Source organism: Mesorhizobium sp. WSM4809 (assembly GCF_055811655.1).
This window is the reverse complement of the sequence record NZ_JBVVQW010000001.1, coordinates 623385-647002: the sequence shown is the minus strand read 5'-3', so window position 1 is coordinate 647002 and position 23618 is coordinate 623385. Positions and strand designations below refer to the sequence as shown.

Sequence of the window (23618 nt, the reverse complement as noted above, 5' to 3'; positions counted from 1 at the left end):
TAGGGTTGATGGACCTGATGGAGTCAGCGAAACGGCGGGCCGAGTGCGACATGAATTTGAATTCAACCACAGCCCCGCCCTTGATTCTTGTGATGACGCTGGTTCTCTTCGCTGGCTGTTCATCGCTCGGCAGAACCGTCGATGCAGCGAAATACGATTCGATGACGTGCACCGACCTCAACAGGGCGATGGGAGACGTCGCCCGTGACATCTCGCAAACGGCAATCACGCGCGGCAAGGTGGCCAACACCAATGTTCCACGCTGGCTGCTCGGCGGCTCACGCGTGAAGACCGCGGTAGCCAACCGTGAAACAGCCAGGATCGACCGGCTTAAGCAGCAACAGGATGCCATTGCCGCTGTGCGAGCACGCAAGTGCCTCAGGTCCGCGAATTGAGCGGACAGCCAATGCCTCGGTGCGGAGCCCGGTTCAGGCACTCAGGCGAAATCGCGTCACGTCGATCGCCGCGGCCATCAGCGTCTGTGTGTAGGCGTGCCGCGGATCGATGAAGATCGCCTCAGTCGGCCCTTCCTCGACGATCTTGCCCTGTTTCATGACGATGATGTAGTCGGCCATGGCGCGCACGACCGACAGATCGTGGCTGATGAAGAGATAGGACAATTCGTGGTCCGCCTGCAGCTTGCGCAGCAGTTCGACGATCTGTTTCTGCACAGAGCGATCGAGCGCTGAGGTCGGCTCATCCAATACCACCAGCCTGGGCTTCAGGATCATGGCGCGAGCAATGGCGATGCGCTGCCGCTGGCCGCCGGAGAATTCGTGCGGGTAGCGATTGCGTGCGTTGGGGTCGAGGCCGACCTCGCGCAAGGCGTCGACCGCGCGTTGATCACGCTGCTTGCCCGAAAGATCAGGCTCATGCACCAGAAGTCCTTCGGTGATGACCTGGCCGACGGTCATGCGCGGCGACAGCGAGCCGAACGGGTCCTGGAAGACGAGCTGCATCTGGCGCCGCAGCGGCCGCATCGCCTGCCTGTCGGCTTGGGAAATGTCGCGATCGCCGAAGCGGATAATTCCGTCGCTCGGCAACAGCCGCAGCAAGGCGCGGCCGAGCGTCGACTTGCCCGAGCCGGATTCACCAACGATGCCGATGGTCTGGTTTCGCTGCAGCCGGATCGAGATGTGATCGACGGCACGCAGCATCAGCGGTTCACCAGCAAGAAACCCGCCGCCAATCCTGAACGTCACTTCGACATTTCTGCCTTCGAGCAGCACCGGAGCATTGGCGGGCGGCGGCGCCTTGCTGCCGGTCGGCTCGGCCGCCAGCAGCATTTTCGTGTAGGCATGCTGGGGATTGACGAAGATGGCCTCCGCCTCCCCCTCCTCGACAACCTCGCCTTGGCGCATGACATAGACCCGGTCGGCAAAGCGGCGGACGATGCCAAGATCGTGGGTGATGAAGACGATCGCCATGCCGAGCTTGCGCTGCAATTCGGCCAGAAGCATCAGGATCTGCGCCTGGATGGTCACGTCGAGCGCCGTCGTCGGCTCGTCGGCGATCAATATGTCAGGGTCGTTGGCGAGCGCCATCGCGATCATCACACGCTGGCGCTGGCCACCTGACATTTCATGCGGATAGGATTTCATCCGCCGCTCGGGATCGGGAATATGCACCAGCCGCAGCAGCTTGAGCGCCTCTTCCCGCGCCTCGGCGGCATTCAGGCCCCGGTGCCGGCGGATCGGCTCGATCAACTGATTGCCGATCGAATAGAGCGGATCGAGCGAAGTCATCGGCTCCTGAAAGATCATGCTGATCTTGCGGCCACGAACCTGGTTGAGCTCGGATTTGCTGAGCGTCAGAAGATTGCGGCCGCGATAATCGACGCTGCCTGTCGCTTCGCCGTTCGATGCCAGCAGGCTCATCGCCGCCATCATCGTCTGGCTTTTGCCGGACCCGGATTCGCCAACCACGGCAACGGTCTCGCCCGCATTGACGTGGATGCTGATGCCCTTCACCGCCTCGACTGCGCCGTCGAGCGTGCGGAAGCGGACACGCAGATCCTTGACGCTGAGGATCGTTTCGGAAGCAGCCATCTTAGCGATCCCCATCTTATCGATCTCTCGGGTCCAGTGCGTCGCGCAGGCCGTCGCCGACGAAGTTCAGCGCGAACAGCGTCGAGACGAGGAAGAAGGCGGGAAACAGGAGCAGCCAGTTGGCGGTGCCGATGTTCTTGGCGCCGACCGAGATCAGCACGCCCCAGCTGGTCATCGGCTCCTGCACGCCGAGGCCGAGAAACGACAGGAAGCTTTCCAGGATGATGACCTGAGGCACCAGCAGCGTCATGTAGATCACCACCGGGCCGAGCAGGTTGGGGATGACGTGGCGCAGCAGGATACCGCGCTGGCCGACACCCATGGCTTCCGCCGCCTGGACATATTCCTGCCGGCGGATCGACAGCGCCTGGCCGCGCACGATGCGCGCCATGTCGAGCCACAGCACGGCGCCGACCGCCAGGAACATCAGCACAAAGTTGCGGCCGAAAAACACTACCAGCATGATGACGAAGAAGATGAAGGGCAAGGAATAGAGCACGTCGACGATGCGCATCATCACCTCGTCGACCTTGCCGCCGGCAAAGCCGGCAGCGGCCCCGTAGACCACGCCGATGACCACCGCCACGACACCCGCGAGCAGGCCGATGGCCAGCGATATGCGCCCGGCCATCAGCGTGCGCGACAACAGATCCCGGCCGGTGTTGTCGGTGCCGAACAGGAAATATTGCTGCTTGATCGAGGCGCTCATCGTCACTTCGAGACCGTCGGGCGACTTGCTCTCGATCTTGGTGCCGTCAAAGGCATCGGAACGGTCGAGATAACGGATGTTGCGATCGTCGATCGGCCTGGTCGACTTGACGGTGACGAAGACCTGGTTGCCTTCCTGCCGCCACTCCTTGATGTCGACCCGCATGCGCTTGATCGCTTCGGTGAGCGCCGTCTCGATCATGTCGGCCTTCGGATAGGCTGACAGGCTTGGCGGCATACGCACATAGTCGGCATAGATGGTGGTGTATTGATGTGGCACGAACCACGGCCCGAACACGCTGACGACACCGATCAGGGCAAGGTAGTACAGGCTGAACATGGCGGCGCGATTGGCCTTGAGCCGCGCCCAGGCATCCCCCCAGAGCGAACGGCCGATGACGGTGGGGGCTGTGGCTGCGATGTCAGTCATAGCGCACCCTCGGATCGACGACCGCGTACATGACGTCGACGATCAGGTTGAAGACAATGGTAAAGATGGCGATCACCACCACCGTTCCCATCACCAGCGTGTAGTCACGATTGAGCGCGGCATCGACGAAATAGCGGCCGACGCCTGGAATGGAGAAGATCGTCTCGACAATGACCGAGCCGGTCAGCAATGCCGCCGCCGCCGGACCGGTGAAGGAGACGATCGGCAGGATGGCACCGCGCAGCGCGTGCTTGACCACCACCGACCAATCGGACAGGCCGAGCGCGCGCGCCGTGCGGATGTGGTGGGACCGCAAGGATTCGATCATCGAGCCACGCATCAGCCGGGCGACGATGGCGATCTGCGGCAGAGCGAGCGTCAACACCGGACCGACCTTGTTGATGAAAGCGCCATCGCCCCACCCACCGATCGGCAGCAGCCTCCAGGTCAGCCCGAACAGGAGTTGGATCACCGGCGCGATGACGAAGGTTGGGATGGTGCTGCCGGCCGTCGCCAGCGCGATCACCGTATAGTCGCCAAGCTTGTTCTGGTTAAGCGCCGCAATGGTGCCGAGCACACAACCGAGCAGCAGCGCCAGGACGAGCGCCGAGGCACCGAGCTGAACCGATATAGGCAGGCCCTTGGCGAAGAGTTCGGTGACGGTGAAGTCCGGCATGTTGTAGCTCGGGCCGAAATTGCCGCGCAGCAGATTGCCGAGATAATGGACGAATTGCAGCCAGAGCGGATCGTTGAGGCCGAACTGGGCTTCGAGATTGGCCCTGATCTCGGGGCTCAGCCCCCGCTCCTGGTTGAATGGGCCGCCCGGCGCGACGCGCATCAGGAAAAACGCCATGGTCACGATGACGAACAGCGTCGGGATGGCGGTCAGAAGCCGCCGTAATACGTATCGCAGCATCGGTGCCCCGCTTGACCCAGAGCAACGCGCGTCCAGTTGGACGGTTGCGCCCTAGCCTTCAAATCTTCGCACCGACATGCCGAAAATCGATTCCGGTTCCCGGGCCGATGCGATGGCAAACCAGCACCGCCGCGCATCGAGTTGCGCGGCGGCCCAGCTAAGGATCAGTCCTTGCTGATGAAGCGGGACGGATGGATGTCCATCACATTGTCGTCGAAGCCATGCAGCTTCGAGGAAACGATGTCGTGGAAGCTGTAGTAGAGAAGCGGAATGTTACCGACGTCATCGACAAGGATGCGCTCGGCCTCAGTGAGGTCCTTCATGCGCTCTTCCGGCTTGCCGCCGGCAGCCGCAGCCTTGTCCATGGCCGCTTCATATGCCGGGCTGACATAGCTCGAATAGTTGTTGCCGCTGGCCTTGCGGGTGATGCCGAGGAAGGTCTCCGGATCCTTGTAGTCGGCGATCCAGGCGGCACGCGCCACGTCGTAGTCGCCCTTCTGCTCGAGGAAGGAGTAGTGGGTCTTGGTGTCGGTGTTGACGAGCGAGACGTCGATGCCGAGCGGCTTCAACTGTTCCTGGATGGCGACGGCCGTGTTCTTGTGGTTTTCCGAAGTGTTGTAGCGGATCTCCATCTTCAATGGATGCTCGGGCGTATAGCCGTGTTTCTCGAGGGTCTTCTTGGCAGCGTCCTCGCGGTCGATCTGCGACATGTCGGCGTATTTGGCCATTGCCGGCGTGTAGCCCGCGATGCCCGGAGGCACCATCGAATAGCCAGGCAGCATCGAGTTCTGCCAGACCTTCTCAGCGAGGAAGTCGCGGTCGATCGCCATCGAGATGGCGTTGCGCAGTTCGACATTGTCCCAGGGCGCCTTGTCGGTCTTGATCGCATAATAATAGGTGCCGAGATAAGGTCCGACGCGGACCTGGTCGCCGAACTTGGTCTTGAGGTCAGCGAGCTGTTCGGTCGGCAGGTCGCCGTAGCTGTCGAGTTCGCCGGCCTCGAACCGCTTCATTGCCGATGAGCGGTCTTCGGTCGGGATATAGTTGACGACGTCCATCTTGACGGTCGCGGCGTCCCAGAATTTCGGATTCTTGACCAGCTTCAAGTGGTCGTTGGGAATCCACTCGGCCAGCGTATAGGCGCCGTTCGAAACGAGATTACCCGCCTTGATCCAGTCGGCGCCGAGCTTTTCGATCGAAGCCTTGTTGACCGGATAGGTGGCTTGGTGGGTCAGCATCTCCAGGAAGTAAGGCGTCGGCGCCTTCAGCGTGACTTCGAGGGTATTTGCGTCAATCGCTTTGACACCCATATCTTCCGGCTTGCCCTTCTTGGTGTTGACGTCCTCCGCACCCTTCACCGGGTACAGCATCGAGGCGTATTCGGCAGCGGTGGCCGGATCTTCCAGCCGACGAAACGAATAGACGAAATCGTCCGCCGTCACCGGGCTGCCATCCGACCAGAAGCCATCCTTGCGCAGCTTGAAGGTGTAGACAGTGCCGTCGTCGGACACTGTCCAGCTTTCGGCCGCGCCCGGAATGAGGTTCGTCTTCTGGTCATGCATGACCAGGCCCTGGAACAAGTCGCGTATGATATCGGCTTCGTAGACTGTCGAGGTCTTGTGCGGATCGACCGTCTCCGCTTCGGCGGCGCTACCTCTGTTATAGACGGTCTCGGCGAAAGCCGGCGTGTAGAACGTGCCGGCGGCCAGCGCCATGGTCGTGGCGAGCACCGTCGCCTTCAGCATGTTTTTCAGCATGAAGTTCTCCCTGTCGGCGCTGCCGTTGGCGCGCCTAGTAAGTGTTGACGCCCTGGAGTCGATATCTGACCCCTTTGAGCGCGCCGCTGGTTCCCGTCCTGCGGCTCGTGCCCAGACACTAACGCGGAGAATTTTTATTTCAACAGACTCTCTGGGTCACCCAAAGTAAGGCGGACGAAAGCTATGGCGTGGCCACTGAAACACCAGCCGAAACCAGAAGCTTGACTTGGTTTCTTCACCTAGACGCCATTTTTCACCGCGAATCGGAGCCATGCCAGTTTGCCGGAATGTCTTAATGCGTTCTTAAGCAACCTGGGGTTACATTATGAGTACCTTCTATATGGTTCGAACTTCAGACGCGTGGCGGCTATGAGTAACAGAGAAAGTAAATTGCCCAAAATCCGTCAATTAACGCGGAAATTTCAAGAAGAACGGGGCACTTCTGCGGTCGAATTTGCCTTACTTTCACCGATTTTCATTCTCCTTCTACTCGGAATGGTTGCGTATGGTATATACTTCGGCGCCGCCAACTCGATCCAACAGATCGCAGCGGATGCCGCCCGCACGGCAATTGCCGGATTGAACCAGACCGAACGCCAGACGCTCGTAGCCAGCTTCGTCAGCAACAATGCCGGCGGATATCCTTTCGTGGATGTCAGCAAGTTGACCTACCAGGCCAACGACAGCACGGCTGATGGAAGCCAGTTCGTGGTTTCCATCCAGTACGACGCCCGCAACCTGCCGATCTGGAACCTTTTCCCGGGCATAGCCATGCCCGGGACCACGATCAAGCGTCAGTCAACGATCAGGGTCGGGGGCATTTGAATGCTGCTGCACGCGTGCAATGGGATCGGCCGCCTTGCCCGGTTGATGCTGAGTGACAGGAAAGCGAACTTCACTGTCATGGCGGCATTGAGCGCGCCGGTGGCGCTGGCGCTGGCCGCGGTGGCCATCGACGAAGCTTCGATCTACACCGAGCGCCGCGAAGCCCAGGCAATGGTGGATTTGGCGGCGATCACCGCCGCCTCGAACATGACCAAAGTCAACACAGCGGTTGTCACCACGCTGACCGACAACGGCATGCCAGGGGTTGTCGTTCAAAGCTCGGGACAGACGATCGAGCCGTCGGCCGGCAAAACCGTCGTGACGGTCACGCCCGGGCGATATGTGGCATCCGGTGCCAATGTGGGCCAGCGTTTCCAGGCCAGCGTAACACCCTACAATGCCGTCCGTGTCACCCTGAAGAAGATCCCGGCCCGCTATTTCGCGAGTTCGCTGATCCCCACCCCCGTCATCGGCACCCAAGCCATCGCCAGCATGACGCCGCAGGCGACGTTCTCGGTCGGATCGAGGCTCGCCAGCCTCGATGGCGGTATCCTCAACGCGCTTCTCGGCGGACTTCTCGGCAGCAACATCTCGCTCAGCGTCATGGACTACAACGCGCTGCTCTCCGCGGATGTGAGCGTGCTCTCCTTCGTCGACGGCCTTGCCACACAGTTGAACCTGACCGGCGTGTCGTATTCGGATGTGCTGGCATCGAAGGCGACCGTCGGCCAAATCGCCACGGCCATGGCCAATGTGCCGGGGCTTGGCAACACGGCCAAGTTCGCCCTGCAGACGATCGCTTCCAAGTCGACCAGTACGGTCCAGATCCCGCTCAGTCATCTGATCGATCTCGGCTCCGTCGGCAAGTTGGGCCTCGGTCAAAAGCCGGCCGGCCTTGGCGTCGATGCCAGCGCGATGGGCATGCTGACCGCCGCCGCCGGACTGGCAAACGGTTCGAAGCAGGTCGACGTCGCCCTCGGCGCCGCCATTCCGGGGGTGCTGTCGACCACGCTCGCCATCGCCATCGGCGAACCGCCGCAATCCTCGCCGTGGCTGGCGGTTGGAGAAGCCGGCACCGTGGTTCGCACCGCGCAAACGCGCATCAAGCTGCTGGTCACGGTCGGCGTCGGCAATCCAAACCTGGGCGGCGGTATCAGCCTGCTGTCAGTCAAGCTGCCGCTGAATGTCGAAGTGGCCTACGCCGAAGCAAAGCTGACCGACATCAGTTGCCCGACCGGCCCCGACAGCCTGAAGGTTACCATTGCCGCGAAGCCCGGCATCGCGGCGGTGAACCTTGCCGCCAGCGATGCCGATAACAGCCCCACCGCCTTCGCGGATTTCAGCAACCCGCAGTCGTTCTCCGACGCCAACATCGCGGATGTCAGCCTCAATCTGCTGCTGTTAAAAATCCCGCTAATACTGGTGAAGGGTTCGGCGGGTGCCGACATCACCAACGTCAGCCCGACCAACCTGGTCTTCAACAAAACCGAGATCGCCGCCAAAACCATCAAGACGACGCCAACACGGGACATTACCCAGACGCTGACAACGTCACTGGTCGACAAGTTGTCGCTTTCCGTCAATGCGCTTGGTATCCTCGGGCTTGACATAACGGCGTTGCTCGGCACCGTGAAGCCAGCTGTGACGACGCTTTTGAAAACCGTAACGGCACCAGTCGACACATTGCTTTACAACCTGCTCGATACGCTCGGCGTGCATCTCGGCGAGGCCGATGTCCGGGTCACCGGCGCGACATGCGGACGTGCCGTGCTGGTGCAGTAACGGTCCGGGTATCAGTCGAGCCTGCCAAAAAAGACTCCGAGCGCTGGCAGCAAAAGCTCGGTCGTGACGATCGCGGTGCCATCCAGCTGTACAACCGCTCCGATATTCCCCGGCAACGGCCAATTGGCCGGTCCTCCAGCGAAATTGAAGACACAGAGCAGTCTTTCACCGCCGCCCTCGCGAATGAAAGCGAGCACGTCACCCTCGGCGTCGAGAAAGCGGATCGAGCCTGATACCAGAGCCTCATGCTCCCCGCGCAAGGCCAGCGTGGTCCGATAGGACTTCAGCACCGAGGCCGTGTCGGCATTCTGGACGTCGACCGCGCGGGCGCGATGGCTGGCCGGTATCGGCAGCCACGGCCTGGCCGTGGAGAAGCCCGCATTGTCGGCGCCGGCCTCCCAGACCATCGGCGTGCGACACCCATCCCTGCCCTTGACGCCTGGCCAGAAGCGGATGCCGACGGGATCGCGCAGATCCTCATAGGCCAGTTCCGCCTCCTCCAGGCCCAGCTCCTCGCCCTCATAGAGGCAGATCGAGCCGCGCAGGCAGGACAACAGCATGATCGAGAATCTTGCGACCGCGTCGGGATCGCTGCCCGGCCTTGTCCAGCGGCTGACATGGCGCACCACGTCATGGTTGGAGAACGCCCAGCAGACCCAGCCGTCGGAAACGGCCGCTTCGAAGGCTTCGACGCAGCCACGCACATGCGCGGCCGAGAACTGCGGACCGAGCAGGTCGAAGGTGTAACACATATGCAGCTTGTCGCCGCCTGACGTGTAGGCGGCGAGCGTCTGCAGCGAGCGGCCTTCATCACCGATTTCGCCGACCGCGGCGCGGTCGTCATATTCATCGAGCAGCGTCCTGAAGCGGCGCAGGAACGCCAGGTTTTCCGGCTGCGTCTTGTCGAACAGATGCTCCTGGTAGAGGTAGGTGTTGGTCTCGCTGTTAGTGCCGGCGACGCTCGACGCCAGGGGCGGATTGCTGCGCAGCCAGCGGTCATGGACATAGTAATTGACCGTATCGAGCCGGAAACCGTCGACGCCCCGCTCCAGCCAGAAGCGCACCGTGTCGAGAAGCGCGTCCTGGACCTCCGGGTTGTGGAAATTCAGGTCGGGCTGCGAGGCTAGGAAGTTGTGCATGTAGTATTGCCGGCGGGTCGAATCCCATTCCCAGGCCGGGCCACCGAACACCGAGAGCCAGTTGTTGGGCGCGCCGCCATCGGGCTTGGTATCGGCCCAGACATACCAGTCCGACTTGGGGTTATCGCGGCTGGCGCGGCTTTCGACAAACCAGTCGTGCTTGTCGGACGAATGCGACAGCACCTGGTCGATGACGATCTTCAGGCCGAGACGATGCGCCTCGGCGACCAGCGCATCGAAATCTTCGAGCGTGCCGAACACCGGATCGACATCGCAGTAATCCGACACGTCGTAGCCCATATCGGCCATCGGCGACTTGAAGAAAGGCGACAGCCAGACGGCGTCGACACCAAGCGAGGCGACATGGGCGAGCCTCGACGTGATACCCGCGAGATCGCCGCTGCCGTTGCCGGTCGTGTCCTGGTAGGAGCGCGGATAGATCTGGTAGATGACGCAACCGCGCCACCATCCGGTCTTGTCACTCGCCGCCATCGCGCTTCTCCCCTGTGCCGGCTTGCGCTCGTTCGATCATGAAGATCACCGCCCGTCCCGATATCGGTCGCGAGCTGTCCGCCGCATCCGGCGCTTCGATGGCTGGAGCCCAGAAGAATCCGTCTCGCTCAGGCAAGGTGAACATGCAGGCCCGGCGATCGCCGTTGATAAGCACCGCAAGACGGCGGTCATCCTCGGCGGCCAGGATCATGACCAGGCGGTACCGCTGCGGATCCTGCCAGCTCTGTTCGTCGAGCGGCGCGCCTGTCTCGGTCAGCCATGCGACGTCCGGTATCTCCGAACCTGCCGGTGGCTGGCCAGTGAGGAAGCTTGTGTCGGAAAGCGCCGGCATCGACCGGCGCAGCCTCGAGAGTTCCGCCGTGTAGCGCTCCAGCGCCTGGTCGCGGCCGGCCCAGTCGAGCCAGGTGATCTCGTTGTCCTGCGCATAGGCGTTGTTGTTGCCCTGCTGGGTACGGCCGAACTCGTCGCCTGCGGTCAGCATGATGGTGCCGCGCGAGGCAAACAGCGTGGCGAGCAGCGCGCACTGATCGTTCTGGCGAGACTCCCATACGGCCGGATCGTCCGCATCCCCTTCGACGCCGCTGTTCCAGGACAGGTTTTCATTGTGACCGTCGCGGTTCTGCTCGCCATTGGCTTCGTTGTGCTTGCGCTCGTAGCGCACGATATCGGCGAGCGTCATTCCGTCATGGGCGGCGATGAAATTGACGGTCCGACTGGCGTTTTGCCTGTTCGTTGCGAACACATCGGACGAACCGGCAAGCCGGGTCGCCAGCGCACCGACCATGCCGGCGTCGCCGCGCCAGAAGCGCCTGACGTCATCGCGATACTTGTCGTTCCATTCGAGGAATGGCGGCGGAAAATTACCGAGCTGATAGCCGTCGGAACCGATGTCCCACGGCTCGGCGATCAACACCCGATCGGCCAGCAGCGGGTCGTCGCGCATCGCTCTCAGCATCGGCGCCTCGGCATCGAATGTTCCTTCAACCCTGCCCAGAATTGGCGCCAGGTCGAAGCGGAAGCCGTCGACGCCGGCATCCCTGACGAAATGGCTAAGCGTGTCGAGGACCATCTCCTGGACGACAGGATGATCGCAAGCGACCGTGTTGCCGGTGCCGGTATCGTTGGCCAGCCCGCCGTCTGATGAGTGCCGGTAGTAGGCCTGGTTGTCCAGGCCGCGCAGCGACAACGTCGGGCCAAGCCAGTCGCTCTCGCCGGTGTGGTTGAAGACGAGGTCGAGGATGACGCCGATGCCAGCCTCTCGCAGCACGGCGACCGTGTTTCGCAACTCCATGATGCCGCCTGGCGCCAAACGCGGATCGAGGGCCATGAAAGTCACGGGATTGTAGCCCCAGGCGTTGCGCAGCCCGAGCGGCGGCAAATGTCGCTCGTCGATCGACGCGGTCACCGGCATCAGTTCGACCGCGTCAACCCCCAGTTCTTTCAGATGCTCGATAACCGCCGGGTGAGCAAGTGCGGCGACTGTTCCGCGCAATTTTTCGGGAATGTCCGGATGCAGCATGGTGAAGGCGCGCACCGGCACTTCGTAAATAAGGCCGCCCGGCTGGAATAGCGGCGGGGCAGCCTGCACCGGCTTCGGCAGCGCAGCGGCAATCGCCTTCGGCATCAGCGGCGCGGTATCGGCGCCCTCGCCCCGGCGCTGGGCCAGCCGCCAGTCATAGACATAGGACCTGTCGATCTCGACGGCATATGGATCGGTCAGGAGCTTGGCGGGATCGAACCACAGTCCGCGTTCCGGCGCGTAGTCGCCATCGGCGCGAAAGCCGTAGCGGATGCCTTGGCCAAGGCCCGCAATGAACAGCGCATGGACGCCCTCACCTTCCGGCTGCAGTTCGAGCCGTTCGATTTCCCGGTTGCCCTGCTCGTCGAAGATCGAGACCCAAAGCCGACGGGCCGCCTGCGACCAAGCGGCAAAGCGGATGCCTTCGCGGGTGACGGTGGCGCCGAGCTGGGTCATGCAGTCTCCCCCTTCGCCCCTTGTGGGAGAAGGTGTCGCCGAAGGCGACGGATGAGGGGTGTTCCAGCTTGGCAAGGACAGCGATCCTTCGCGCACCCCTCAATCGTCTCGGCGCTACGCGCCGATCCACCGCCCTGGGGCGAGCCACGGGTCTCGCCCCGTCCTTCGAACCCCACAAAGGGAGAAGGGAAAGCGCGAACCGCCACCCTCAAGTAATCACGCTTGGCTTGGGGCGGCCGGTATGGCTGTGAATCCCGGCAATATCATCGGCTGCGGCTATCAGATCGGCAAGGGCGGCCTGGGTGTCGAGGTCGTGCCTCGATTTGTCCGGCTCGTAACGTTCGATGTAGACGCGCAGCGTCGCGCCCGACGTGCCGGTGCCGGAGAGGCGGAAGACGACCCGCGAACCACCTTCGAACAGCACCCTGATGCCCTGATGCTCGCTGATCGAACCGTCGACCGGATCGCGATAGGCAAAATCGTCCGCGCTGGCGATTTTCATGCCGCGCACGCTGGTACCCGGCAGCGCGCCGAGCTTGGCGCGCAGTTCGTCGACCAATGCGTTGGCGCGGTCGCTCTCAACCTCTTCATAATCGTGCCGCGAATAGTAGTTGCGACCGTAGGTCGCCCAGTGCTCAGTGACGATCTGCTTGCAGCTTTCGCCGCGGGCGGCAAGGATGTTGAGCCACAAAAGCACCGCCCATAGGCCGTCCTTTTCGCGGACATGGTTGGAGCCGGTGCCCGCACTCTCCTCGCCGCAGATCGTCGCCATGTCGGCATCCAGCAGATTGCCGAAGAACTTCCAGCCGGTCGGCGTCTCATAGAGGGCGATGCCGAGTTTTTCAGCGACGCGGTCGGCAGCGCCACTGGTCGGCATCGAGCGGGCGATGCCCTTCAAACCGGCCTTGTAGCCGGGCGCCAGGCGGGCATTGGCGGCGAGCATGGCAACTGAATCCGACGGAGTAACGAAAATGCCCTTGCCGATGATCAGATTGCGGTCGCCGTCGCCATCCGAGGCAGCGCCGAAATCCGGCGCGTCCGGTCCCATCATCTCGTCATAGAGGTGCTTGGCATGGACGAGGTTCGGATCCGGGTGATGGCCGCCGAAATCCGGCAGCGGCTTGAAATTGCGGCAGGTGCCGTTGGGCGCGCCGAGCCGGTTTTCCAGGATCTCCTTGGCGTAGGGGCCGGTCACCGCGTGCATGGCGTCGAAGCGCATGCGGAAGCCGGATTTGAACAGTTTGCGCAGGGCATCGAAATCGAACAGGCTTTCCATCAGTTCGGCATAGTCGGCGACCGGGTCAATGATCTCGACCGTCATGCCGGCGGCCTTGACCGTGCCTGTTGTGTCGATGTCGATCGGATCGATATCGGCGATCTTGAAGCTTGAGATCGTCTTGGTTTTCTCGAACATCGCGTCGGTCAGCTTTTCGGGCGCCGGGCCGCCATTGCCGGCATTGTACTTGATGCCGAAATCCTCATGCGGGCCGCCGGGATTATGGCTGGCCGACAGGATGATGCCGCCAAAGGTCTTGTACTTGCGGATGACATGCGAGGCGGCCGGCGTCGACAGGATGCCGCCCTGCCCGACCATCACCTTGCCGAAGCCGTTGGCGGCGGCCATGGCGATGGCCTTCTGGATGACCTCGCGATTGTAGAACCGGCCGTCACCGCCAATCACCAGGGTCTTGCCCTTGAAACCGTCGAGCGCGTCGAAGATCGACTGGATGAAATTCTCGGCATAGTGCTCCTGCTGAAAGACAGGCACCTTCTTGCGCAGGCCCGACGTGCCGGGCTTCTGGTCGGAATAAGGCTTGGTGGGGACGGTCCGTATCATGCTTCAGGCAACCCTTTTCGAAAGCAGCGAGCGATAGAGTTCGACATATTTTTCGGCGCTCTTGTCCCACGACACATCGGCCTTCATGCCCTGGCGCTGCAGCGATTCCCAGACCGTCGGACTGGCATGGGCGTCGACGAGGCGGCGGATGGCGTGCAGCAAGGCACCGCCATTGTTGGGCGCGAACTGGAAGCCGGTGGCGACACCGGCAGAGACGGCGGCCTCATTGGCGTCGATGACCGTATCGGCGAGGCCGCCGGTGCGCGCGACCACCGGCACGCAGCCATAGCGCAGGCCGTAAAGCTGGGTCAGCCCGCACGGTTCGAAGCGCGAGGGGATGACGATGGCGTCGCAGCCGCCCTGCATGATGTGCGACAGCCCCTCATCGTAGCCGACGACCACACCGATACGGCCGCGATGCCGGGCGGCAGCGGCAAGCAGCGCGCCTTCGAGACCAGCATCGCCCGATCCCAGGATGGCCAGCCGCGCGCCAGTGGCAACGATGCCGTCGATCACCAGCGCCAGTATGTCCATCCCCTTCTGCCAGGTCAGCCGGCTGACCACGCAGACGATCGGGCTGTCGTCACGCTCAAGACTGAAGCGGTCCTCCACGGCAGTCCTGTTGGGCGCGCGCGCCTTCAGTGTGCTCGCCGTGTAGGGGGATACCAGATGCTTGTCGGTTTCCGGATCCCAGATGCCGGTGTCGATGCCGTTGACTATGCCATAGAGATCGCTGGAGCGCATGTTGATGAGGCCGTCGAGACCCATGCCGAATTCCGCCGAGCGGATCTCCTGCGCGTAGGTCGGGCTGACCGTGGTGATCGCCCAGGCGGCCTGCAGGCCAGCCTTGAGGAAGCCGACACCACCATAATATTCGACGCCGTCGAGCGCCATCGCCGCCGCCGGCAAGCCGAGTTCACCGAAGATGCCGGCGCCGAACTGGCCCTGGAAGGCGAGATTGTGGACGGTCATCATCGAGGGAATGCCAACTGCCTTGCCGTAGCGCATGTAGGCCAGGGTCATCGCCGACTGCCAGTCATGGGCATGGACGATGTCGGGTTGGTAGCCAGAGATGGCCCCACCGGCGATGTCGCCGCCGACCTGGCTCAAGGCCGCGAAACGCCGCCAATTGTCTGGCCAGTCCACGCCGGTGGCATTGCCGTAGGGACCGCCGGGACGGTCGAACAGATGCGGCGCATCGAGCACGAACAGTTCGAGCCCGGCGAGTTGGACTGAATGGACGGAGGCCTTGCCGCCCTGCAGCAAGGGATATTGCAGAACCGCCCGCTTCTTCTTGAAGGCGGCCATGACGGTCGGAAAGCCCGGGATGAGCGTGCGCACGGTCACGCCCTTGGCCGCCAAGGCGATGGGCAGCGCGCCGGTCACGTCGGCAAGCCCTCCGGTCTTGATCAGCGGAAAGATCTCGGGCGTGACCGACAGAACCTGCATGCGTTAGAGCCCCAGCTTGTCGATCATGTCCTGCGTGACCAGGCAGATGCCCTTTTCGGAAACGCGGAAGCGCTTGGCGTCGAGAATAGGATCTTCGCCGACCACCAGCCCTTCCGGTATCCTAACACCATGGTCGATGACCACGCGCTTCAACTTTGCGTTCCGGCCGACATGAACGTCGGGCAGCATGACGACTTCTTCCAGCGTCGAATAGGAATTGATGCGCGCGCCGGTGAAGATCAGGCTTTTTTTCAGCGAAGCCCCCGAGACGATGCAATCGCCCGAGACAAGCGAAGACACAGCCGAACCGCGGCGGCCATCCTCGTCATGCACGAACTTTGCCGGCGGCTTCAACTCGGCATAGGTCCAGATCGGCCAGTCGCGGTCGTAGAGGTCGAGCTCAGGCGTGATATCAGTGAGGTCGATATTGGCTTCCCAATAGGCGTCGACCGTCCCGACGTCGCGCCAGTAGGCCTCGTTCTCGGCGGTCGAGCGGACGCAGGACTTGGCGAAGCGGTGCGCGATCGCCTTACCGTGCTGGACGATATAGGGGATGATGTCCTTGCCGAAGTCGCGGCTCGAGCCCGGCTCGGCCGCATCGCGGCGCAACTGCTCCATCAGGAACTTGGTCTTGAAGACGTAGATGCCCATCGAGGCCAGGGCAAACTCCGGCTTGTCGGGAATGCCGGGCGGATCGGCGGGCTTTTCGACGAAGGCGATGATGTTGTCCTTGCCATCGACATGCATGACGCCGAAGCCGGTGGCTTCCATGCGCGGCACTTCGAGGCAGCCGACGGTGACGTCGGCATTGGCGTCGACGTGCTGGCGAAGCATCATCTCGTAGTCCATCTTGTAGATGTGGTCGCCAGCCAGGATGACCATGTATTCGGGTCCGTAGGCCTCGATGATGTCGATGTTCTGATAGACGGCGTCGGCCGTGCCCTCATACCACTGCGTTTCCGACACGCGCTGGCTGGCCGGCAGGATGTCGAAACTCTCGTTTCGTTCAGGGCGCAGGAAGTTCCAGCCGCGCTGCAGATGGCGGATCAGCGAATGCGCCTTGTACTGAGTGGCGACGCCGAGGCGTCGAATGCCGGAGTTAAGCGCGTTGGAGAGCGCGAAATCGATGATGCGCGTCTTGCCGCCGAAATAGACGGCCGGCTTGGCACGCCGGTCGGTCAGTTCCTTGAGGCGGCTCCCACGGCCGCCGGCCAATACATAGGCCATGGCATCGCGCGCCAGCGGCTGGGTCCGTTTCAAGTCTGCCATTTCTACCCTCCCAAGTTACTCGATATCGACATGGCTCAGTCGGCAACGAGTTCAAGCATGATCGTCGACAGCGGCGGCAAAAGCATCGTCGCTGAGATGTTTCCTCCCTCCGCCCGCGCCTCGACCATGCCGCCATTGCCCTTGCCGGAACCGCCATATTCCGAAGCGTCGGTGTTGATGATCTCGCGCCATTTGCCTGATTTCGGCAACGGCACGCGATAATTGTCACGCGGCACCGGCGTGAAATTGGAAATGACGGCCACCGGGCTGCCGCCCGGTGCGCTGCGCAGCCAGGCAAAAACCGAATTCTGGCTGTCATCGACGATCAGCCAGGAAAACCCTTCCGGCTCACAATCACGGCCATGCAGTGCCGGGCGCGAACGGTAGAGGTAGTTGAGATCGCGCACCGTCTGCCAGACGCCGCGATGCGGCCGGAATTCAAGCAGGTTCCAGTCGAGCGCGCGCGCCTCGCTCCATTCGCGGCGCTGCGCGAACTCCTGCCCCATGAAAAGCAGCTTCTTGCCGGGATAGCCCCACATGAAAGCGTAGTAGGCGCGCAGCGTCGCAAACTTCTGCCAGTCGTCGCCGGCCATCTTGCCAAGCAGCGTGCCTTTGCCGTGCACGACCTCGTCGTGCGAGAGCGGCAGCACGAAATTCTCCGAGAAGGCGTAGGTCAGGCCGAAGGTGAGGTCGTTGTGATGGTGCTTTCGGAAGATCGGCTCCTTGGAGAAATACTCCAGCGTGTCGTGCATGAAGCCCATATTCCACTTGAAGCCGAAGCCCAGCCCGCCTTCATGCACCGGTGCCGAGACCTTCGGCCAAGAGGTCGATTCCTCGGCGATGGTCATCACGCCCGGATGGTGGCCGTAGACCTCCTTGTTCATCTTCTGCAGGAAGCTGACCGCCTCAAGGTTCTCGCGGCCGCCTTTCTCGTTGGGGATCCATTCGCCGGCCTTGCGTGAATAGTCGAGGTACAGCATCGAGGCGACCGCATCGACGCGAAGTCCGTCGACATGGTATTTCTCGGCCCAGAACAACGCATTGTTGACCAGGAACGACACCACCTCGCGGCGGCCGAAATTGTAGATCGCGGTGTTCCAGTCGGGATGAAACCCCTTGCGCGGATCGGCATGTTCATAGAGCGCTGTGCCATCGAAATTGGCCAGGCCGTGCTCATCGACCGGGAAATGCGCGGGCACCCAGTCGAGGATAACGCCGACGCCGGCACGGTGGGCGCCGTCGACGAAGCGGGCAAAGCCGTCCGGATCGCCAAAGCGGGCCGATGGCGCGTAGAGGCCGGTCGTCTGGTAGCCCCAGGACGGATCATACGGGTGTTCGGAGATCGGCATGAATTCGATATGGGTGAAGCCGGTCTCGACCACATAGGGGATGAGCCGGTCGGCCAGTTCGTCCCATGACAGGAACGTACCGTCGTCGCGAAGCTGCCAGGAGCCGGCATGGACCTCGTAGATCGAAATGGCTTCGCGCCGGTGATCGGCATTGCGCCAGAAATTGCGATGCGCCTCATCGCCCCACTCATGGGCCGGCGGCACGGCCACGACCGAAGCGGTGGCCGGACGCAGTTCGGATTTGAAGGCGAACGGATCGGCCTTCAGCGGCAGCCTGACGCCGTCGGGGCCGATGATCTCGTATTTGTAGGGCCGGCCGGCACCGATATCGGGAATGAACACCTCCCAGATGCCGGTGTCGCGGCGGTCGCGCATCGAGTGCCGGCGGCCGTCCCATTCGTTGAAATCGCCGACCACAGAGACACGCCGCGCATTGGGAGCCCAGACGGCGAAATGCACGCCCGTGGCGCCTTCGTGCTCGATGACATGGGCGCCGAGCTTGTCGAACAGCCTGAGATGCGATCCCTCGGCGATGTAGTAGTCGTCCATCGGCCCGAGCACCGGACCGAACGAATAGGGATCGGTCAGCCACCAGTCGCCGCCGGCATTGCGCGCGTGATAGCGAAGCGGCTGCCGCTTCTTGATCGAGAGCTTGCCTTCGAAAAAGCCGCCATCGTCGTGCCTGGACAATTCACCCGCGATGGTGCCGGTCAGCGTATAGGCAGTGACGAATTCGGCATTAGGAACAAAGCAGCGGGCCACAAAACCCTTCCCAGCCTCCTGAACACCCAGAACGGCAAACGGATCGCCATGCGTGCCGGCAACAATCGCCGCAACATCGCTGGCTGCCGCCAGTCCGTCCGGCCCGCTTGTCGCAGCGGTCGCGCGCGGCTTCTTCATCAGGCAGTGTCCCTCCCCAGGCACCGAGTGTTTGTTTCTAGTGGTGTGATCCGACTTTCAAGTCACACCACCGGGACCACATTGTTTGCGGCCTCATGCAATCACATCAGGCAGGCACGTTCCAGATTTCTTTCGCATATTGGCGGATCGTGCGATCGGAGGAGAACCAGCCGACACGCGCCACATTGCGGATTGCCCTGGCGTACCAGTCGGGACTGTTGCGCCAGACCGCATCGACCTCGCGCTGGGCGGTGGCATAGGCATCGAAATCGGCGGCGACCATGAACCAGTCGCTGTTGTAGAGGCCGTTGACGAGGTCGCGGTAACGCTCCGGATCGTCCGGCGAAAAGACGCCCGACGAGACGGCAGCGACCGCTTGCGCGAGCTCAGATGATCCTTCGATGACGGCGCGCGGATCGTAACCGTTGTTGCGCCGCTCGGCGACCTCGGCGGTGGTCAGGCCGAAAATGAAGATGTTGTCGTCGCCGACGCATTCCTTGATCTCGACATTGGCACCGTCGAGCGTGCCGATGGTCAGCGCGCCGTTGAGCGCGAACTTCATGTTGCCGGTGCCCGACGCTTCCATGCCGGCAGTCGAGATCTGCTCGGAAAGGTCGGCCGCCGGCATCATGATCTCGGCCAGACTGACATTGTAGTTCGGCACGAACACCACCTTCAGCAGACCGCGCACGGCCGGATCGCGGTTGATGACTTTTGCGACATCGTTGGCGAGTTTGATGATCAGCTTGGCATTGTGGTAGCTGGGCGCCGCCTTGCCGCCGAAGAATTTCACGCGCGGCATCCAGTCGCGCTCGGGGTGCGAGCGGATCTGGTCATAGAGGGCGATCGCCTCGAGAATGTTCAGAAGCTGGCGCTTGTATTCGTGGATGCGTTTGATCTGGATGTCGAAAAGCGCCGAAGGATCGACCTTGATGCCGAGCCGGTCGGCGACGAGGTTGGCCAATCGCGCCTTATTGGCGCGCTTGACGGCGGCGAACTTGTCGCGAAAGGCGGCGTCGCCGGCGAAACCGTCGAGATCCTTGATGGCGTCGATGTCATCGAGAAAACGGTCGCCGATCGCCTCACGGGCGAGCGACGTCAGTCCGGGATTGCATTGGATCAACCAGCGCCGCGGCGTGATGCCGTTGGTCTTGTTGTTGATACGATCGGGATAGAGCTTATGCAGGTCGGCGAACACCGTCTCCTTCATCAGGTCGGTGTGAAGAGCCGAAACGCCGTTGACGGAATGCGAGCCGACAAAGGCCAGATTGCCCATGCGCACCCGACGGTCGCCATTTTCCTGGATCAGCGAGATGCGGCCAATCTGCTCGTCCGAGAACTGGTTGGAAGCACGCGCCTCCAGAAGCACTTCAGCGTTGATGGCATAGACGATCTGCATGTGGCGCGGCAAAAGCCGCTCGAACAGCGGCACCGGCCAGCTTTCCAGCGCCTCGGGCAGCAGTGTGTGGTTGGTGTAGCCGAAGGTGCGCTGGGTGATGTCCCAGGCCTGGTCGAAGTCCATGCCGTGGACGTCCATCAACAGGCGCGTCAACTCCGGCACGGCGATGGCGGGATGGGTGTCGTTCAGGTGGATCGCAGCCTTGTCGGGCAGCGATTTCAGGTCGCCATATTGGCTCAGATGGCGCTGCACGATGTCCTGCAGCGAGGCGGTAGAGAAGAAATACTCCTGCCGAAGCCGCAGTTCCTGCCCGGCCTTGTGGGAATCGGCGGGATAGAGCACGCGCGACAAGGCATCGGCCTTGTTGCTTTCGGCGAGCGCGCCGATGTGGTCGCCGGCATTGAATTTGTCGAGCAGGATCGGATCGATCGGCATGCCCGACCAGAGCCGCAGCGTGTTGACGCGATTGGCCCGCCAGCCGACGACGGGCGTGTCATAGGCGACGGCCAGCACATGCTCGGTCGGTTTCCAGACATGGCGTTCGAGGCGCCCGTCCTTGGAGGTGATCGATTCCACCGAACCGCCGAAACCAACCTCGAAGGAGCGTTCGCGACGTTCGAATTCCCACGGGTTACCGTGATCAAGCCAGGTCTCTGGCAGTTCGACCTGCCAGCCGTCGTGAATCTCCTGCCGGAACATGCCATTGGCATAGCGGATGCCGTAGCCATGCGCCGGAATGTCGACGGTCGCCATGCTTTCCATGAAGCAGGCCGCGAGCCGGCCGAGGCCGCCATTGCCGAGCGCCGCATCGGGCTCGAGTGCTGCAATCAAGTCGAGGTCGACACCCAACGACGACAGCGCCTCGCGCATGTTGTCCATCAGGCCCAGATTGGAGAAAGCATCGCGCATCAGGCGGCCGATGAGGAATTCCAGCGACAGATAATAGACGCGCTTTTCCTTCTGGTCGTAAGCCTCTCTCGTCGCCTGCATCCAGTGATCGACGATCCGGTCGCGCACGACCTTGATCGAGGCGGTCAGCCAGTCGTACTGGGTCGCAACGGTGGTGTCCTTGCCGACCCTGTATTTGAGGGCAACCAAGACTTCACGTGCGAGTGTCTTTGGGTCAGGATTTTCGAGCAGTGGCGGAAGGGGTTCGGACGTCATCGCGCTCGTCATGATGCCTCTCGTGCGGTTGCCATGATCATACCGGCTTTCATCGCTCCTCCCAGCCCATGCTAGCTGATACCGCCATATATTCAATCGATTTAAACAGGTTCGATTCGGCTTGCCCCCTGCGGCAATTTGGCAACTCTGAAGTGTGACGCGCCAAGACGGCCCGCGCGCCGCGTTTCAAATCCCTGTTCCGTGCTTGCCGCTGTCGCCATGCGCCAGCCACTTGGGCGACATGTATCAAGCCGCCAGCGCCGCCTCCGGCGGGGCCTTGGCTCCTGTCATGAAGGCGACGGCGTCGGACATCGTATATTGCTTGGGGTCGATGACGGCGAGGCGACGGCCCAGCCGATGGATGTGAATGCGATCGGCCACTTCGAAGACATGCGGCATGTTGTGCGAGATCAGCACGATCGGGAGGCCGCGCTTCTTGACGTCGAGGATCAACTCGAGCACGCGGCGGCTTTCCTTGACGCCAAGGGCGGCCGTCGGCTCGTCCATGATCACCACACGACTGCCAAAGGCGGCCGCACGCGCCACGGCAACGCCCTGCCTTTGGCCGCCCGAGAGCGTCTCCACAGCCTGGCTGATGTTCTGGATGGTCATCAGGCCAAGTTCGGTAAGCTTGTCGCGGGCGCGCTTTTCCATCGCCGGGCGATCGAGCATGCGAAGCCAATCGCCCAGAAAACCCGGTTTACGGATTTCGCGGCCAAGGAACATGTTGTCGGCGATCGACAGCGCCGGCGACAGCGCCAGGTTTTGGTAGACGGTCTCGATGCCGGCTTCGCGGGCCTCCATCGGCGATTTGAAGGAGACGGGTTTTCCTTCAAGCCGGATCTCGCCTTCATCGGGCACGGCAGCGCCGGAAATCGCCTTGATGAGCGACGATTTGCCGGCGCCATTGTCACCGATGACAGCAAGGATTTCGCCGGGGTAGAGGTCGAAGTCGGCGTTGTCGAGGGCGGTGACGCGGCCGTAGCGCTTGACCAGGCCACGCGCGGTGAGAATGGGTTCCTGGGTCATGGTCATGCCGAAACCTTTCTGATCCATTGGTCGACCGCCACGGCGCCGATGATCAGCACACCGGTGAGCAGCACCTTCCATTGCGGATCGGCGCCCAGCATGTTGAGGCCCATGGAGACGACGCCGACGATCATCGCGCCGAACAGCGTGCCCAGGATCGAGCCGCGTCCGCCGAACAGGGAAATACCGCCGATCACCGTCGCGGTGATCGCCTGGAGATTGTAGTCGGTGACGGCAGCCGACGGCGAGATCGAGCCGTTGCGGCCGATGGAGACCCAGGCAGCGAAAGCGGCGATCAGCCCGGCAAGGGTGTAGACCGTCATCAGCACCTTCTTGGTCTGGATGCCCGACAGCTTCGCCGCCTCCTGATCATCGCCAACGGCGTAGACATGGCGGCCCCATGCCGTGTGATTTAGCACGTACCAGAGGATCATCACGAGCACGACCGTGGCAATGACGCCGAGCGTCAGCACCGCCGTGCCGACCTTGAAGCTGATGGCAAAGAGATGCAGCAGCGGCGCCTGGGTGTCGACATCGGTGTCGCGGATCGTCTCGTTGGCCGAATAGATGAAGTTCGTGGCCATGACGATGTTCCAGGTGCCAAGCGTCACGATGAAGGGCGGCAGCTTCATGTAAGCGACAAGCACCCCGTTAAGCAGCCCGCATGCCGCGCCGGCGGCAAGCCCGATCGCCACGGCGAGCGCGCTCGGCATACCGTAGCTGACGGCGCAATTGCCCATGATCACCGCTGAAATCACCATGATCACGCCAATCGACAGGTCGATGCCCGCGGTCAGGATGACCAGCGTCTGCGCAGCACCCAGAATGCCGATAATGGCGATCTGCTGCAGGATAAGCGTCAGCGTGTAGGACGAAAAGAACCGGCCACCGATGGTGATGCCGAAAACGATGATCGCCAGAACCAGGACGATCAGCGGCACCGCGGCCGGCGTCGAATGCAGGAAATGCTGGATGCGCTTGACGGCCGATTTGTGCTCGTCAAAAGCAGCAACGCTGGTGTCGCTGCTCGAGAGAACCTTCTCGAATTCCTGAGCTTGAGCCATGTTTACTCCCCATAGGCTTCAGCCAAACGCCGACGCCAGTCCACGCCTTTCCGGTCTGCTGCCGG

Annotated in this window: 16 protein-coding genes; 3 read left to right on the top strand and 13 right to left on the bottom strand. The window is 62.2% G+C overall.

Annotation, left to right across the window (positions count from 1 at the left end):
* Positions 1 to 50: 50 nt before the first annotated feature.
* Complete coding sequence (locus AC0L24_RS02855) at positions 51 to 395, top strand: hypothetical protein (protein ID WP_127396723.1); 345 nt, start codon at positions 51 to 53, stop codon at positions 393 to 395.
* Between the two features lie 33 nt (positions 396 to 428).
* Here the strand turns inward: AC0L24_RS02855 and AC0L24_RS02850 are convergent, their stop codons facing one another.
* The 4 genes from AC0L24_RS02850 to AC0L24_RS02835 all read right to left on the bottom strand — a co-directional run bounded on the left by AC0L24_RS02850 (position 429) and on the right by AC0L24_RS02835 (position 5859).
* On the bottom strand, positions 429 to 2048 hold the full coding sequence (locus tag AC0L24_RS02850) for an ABC transporter ATP-binding protein (RefSeq protein WP_127810954.1): 1620 nt from the start codon (positions 2046 to 2048) through the stop codon (positions 429 to 431).
* 16 nt (positions 2049 to 2064) lie between these two features.
* The gene (locus tag AC0L24_RS02845) at positions 2065 to 3186 is read right to left on the bottom strand and encodes an ABC transporter permease (RefSeq protein ID WP_127267925.1); all 1122 of its coding nucleotides are present in this window, start codon (positions 3184 to 3186) and stop codon (positions 2065 to 2067) included.
* Positions 3179 to 4102, bottom strand: coding sequence for an ABC transporter permease subunit (locus AC0L24_RS02840; RefSeq protein WP_127322904.1), 924 nt, complete (start codon positions 4100 to 4102; stop codon positions 3179 to 3181). Before AC0L24_RS02840 ends, AC0L24_RS02845 begins: the two co-directional genes overlap by 8 nt.
* Positions 4103 to 4266: 164 nt before the next feature.
* On the bottom strand, positions 4267 to 5859 hold the full coding sequence (locus AC0L24_RS02835) for a peptide ABC transporter substrate-binding protein (RefSeq protein WP_127396104.1): 1593 nt from the start codon (positions 5857 to 5859) through the stop codon (positions 4267 to 4269).
* Between the two features lie 390 nt (positions 5860 to 6249).
* Here AC0L24_RS02835 and AC0L24_RS02830 point away from each other — a divergent pair, with 390 nt between their 5' ends.
* Both AC0L24_RS02830 and AC0L24_RS02825 read left to right on the top strand, forming a co-directional pair.
* Positions 6250 to 6684, top strand: a complete 435-nt coding sequence (locus AC0L24_RS02830; RefSeq protein WP_127396103.1) for a TadE/TadG family type IV pilus assembly protein — start codon at positions 6250 to 6252, stop codon at positions 6682 to 6684.
* Positions 6685 to 8466 carry a TadG family pilus assembly protein gene (locus tag AC0L24_RS02825; RefSeq protein ID WP_127396102.1) on the top strand — a complete coding sequence of 594 codons (1782 nt, stop codon included), beginning with the start codon at positions 6685 to 6687 and terminating at the stop codon, positions 8464 to 8466.
* Positions 8467 to 8477: 11 nt separating this feature from the next.
* Here AC0L24_RS02825 and bglA read toward each other — a convergent pair whose 3' ends face one another.
* The 9 genes from bglA to AC0L24_RS02780 form a co-directional block, all read right to left on the bottom strand.
* Positions 8478 to 10097: a beta-galactosidase BglA gene (bglA, locus tag AC0L24_RS02820; protein ID WP_127396101.1), complete on the bottom strand. Its 1620-nt coding sequence runs from the start codon at positions 10095 to 10097 to the stop codon at positions 8478 to 8480.
* Positions 10084 to 12093 (bottom strand): glycogen debranching protein GlgX, encoded by a 2010-nt coding sequence (glgX, locus tag AC0L24_RS02815; protein WP_127810958.1) that lies wholly within the window; start codon positions 12091 to 12093, stop codon positions 10084 to 10086. Before glgX ends, bglA begins: the two co-directional genes overlap by 14 nt.
* Positions 12094 to 12301: 208 nt before the next feature.
* Positions 12302 to 13930: an alpha-D-glucose phosphate-specific phosphoglucomutase gene (locus tag AC0L24_RS02810; protein ID WP_127398063.1), complete on the bottom strand. Its 1629-nt coding sequence runs from the start codon at positions 13928 to 13930 to the stop codon at positions 12302 to 12304.
* A 3-nt stretch (positions 13931 to 13933) separates the two neighbouring features.
* Positions 13934 to 15379 (bottom strand): glycogen synthase GlgA, encoded by a 1446-nt coding sequence (gene glgA / locus AC0L24_RS02805; protein WP_292457855.1) that lies wholly within the window; start codon positions 15377 to 15379, stop codon positions 13934 to 13936.
* Positions 15380 to 15382: 3 nt separating this feature from the next.
* Positions 15383 to 16648 carry a glucose-1-phosphate adenylyltransferase gene (gene glgC / locus AC0L24_RS02800; RefSeq protein ID WP_013532699.1) on the bottom strand — a complete coding sequence of 422 codons (1266 nt, stop codon included), beginning with the start codon at positions 16646 to 16648 and terminating at the stop codon, positions 15383 to 15385.
* Positions 16649 to 16683: 35 nt separating this feature from the next.
* On the bottom strand, positions 16684 to 18897 hold the full coding sequence (glgB, locus tag AC0L24_RS02795) for a 1,4-alpha-glucan branching protein GlgB (RefSeq protein WP_473563394.1): 2214 nt from the start codon (positions 18895 to 18897) through the stop codon (positions 16684 to 16686).
* Positions 18898 to 19003: 106 nt separating this feature from the next.
* Positions 19004 to 21472 carry a glycogen/starch/alpha-glucan phosphorylase gene (locus tag AC0L24_RS02790; protein ID WP_473563393.1) on the bottom strand — a complete coding sequence of 823 codons (2469 nt, stop codon included), beginning with the start codon at positions 21470 to 21472 and terminating at the stop codon, positions 19004 to 19006.
* Positions 21473 to 21706: 234 nt separating this feature from the next.
* On the bottom strand, positions 21707 to 22489 hold the full coding sequence (locus AC0L24_RS02785) for an ATP-binding cassette domain-containing protein (protein WP_164762554.1): 783 nt from the start codon (positions 22487 to 22489) through the stop codon (positions 21707 to 21709).
* Positions 22490 to 22491: 2 nt separating this feature from the next.
* A complete protein-coding gene (locus AC0L24_RS02780) occupies positions 22492 to 23553 on the bottom strand; it encodes an ABC transporter permease (protein ID WP_127269995.1) in 1062 nt (353 codons plus the stop codon).
* Between the last annotated feature and the right edge of the window lie 65 nt (positions 23554 to 23618).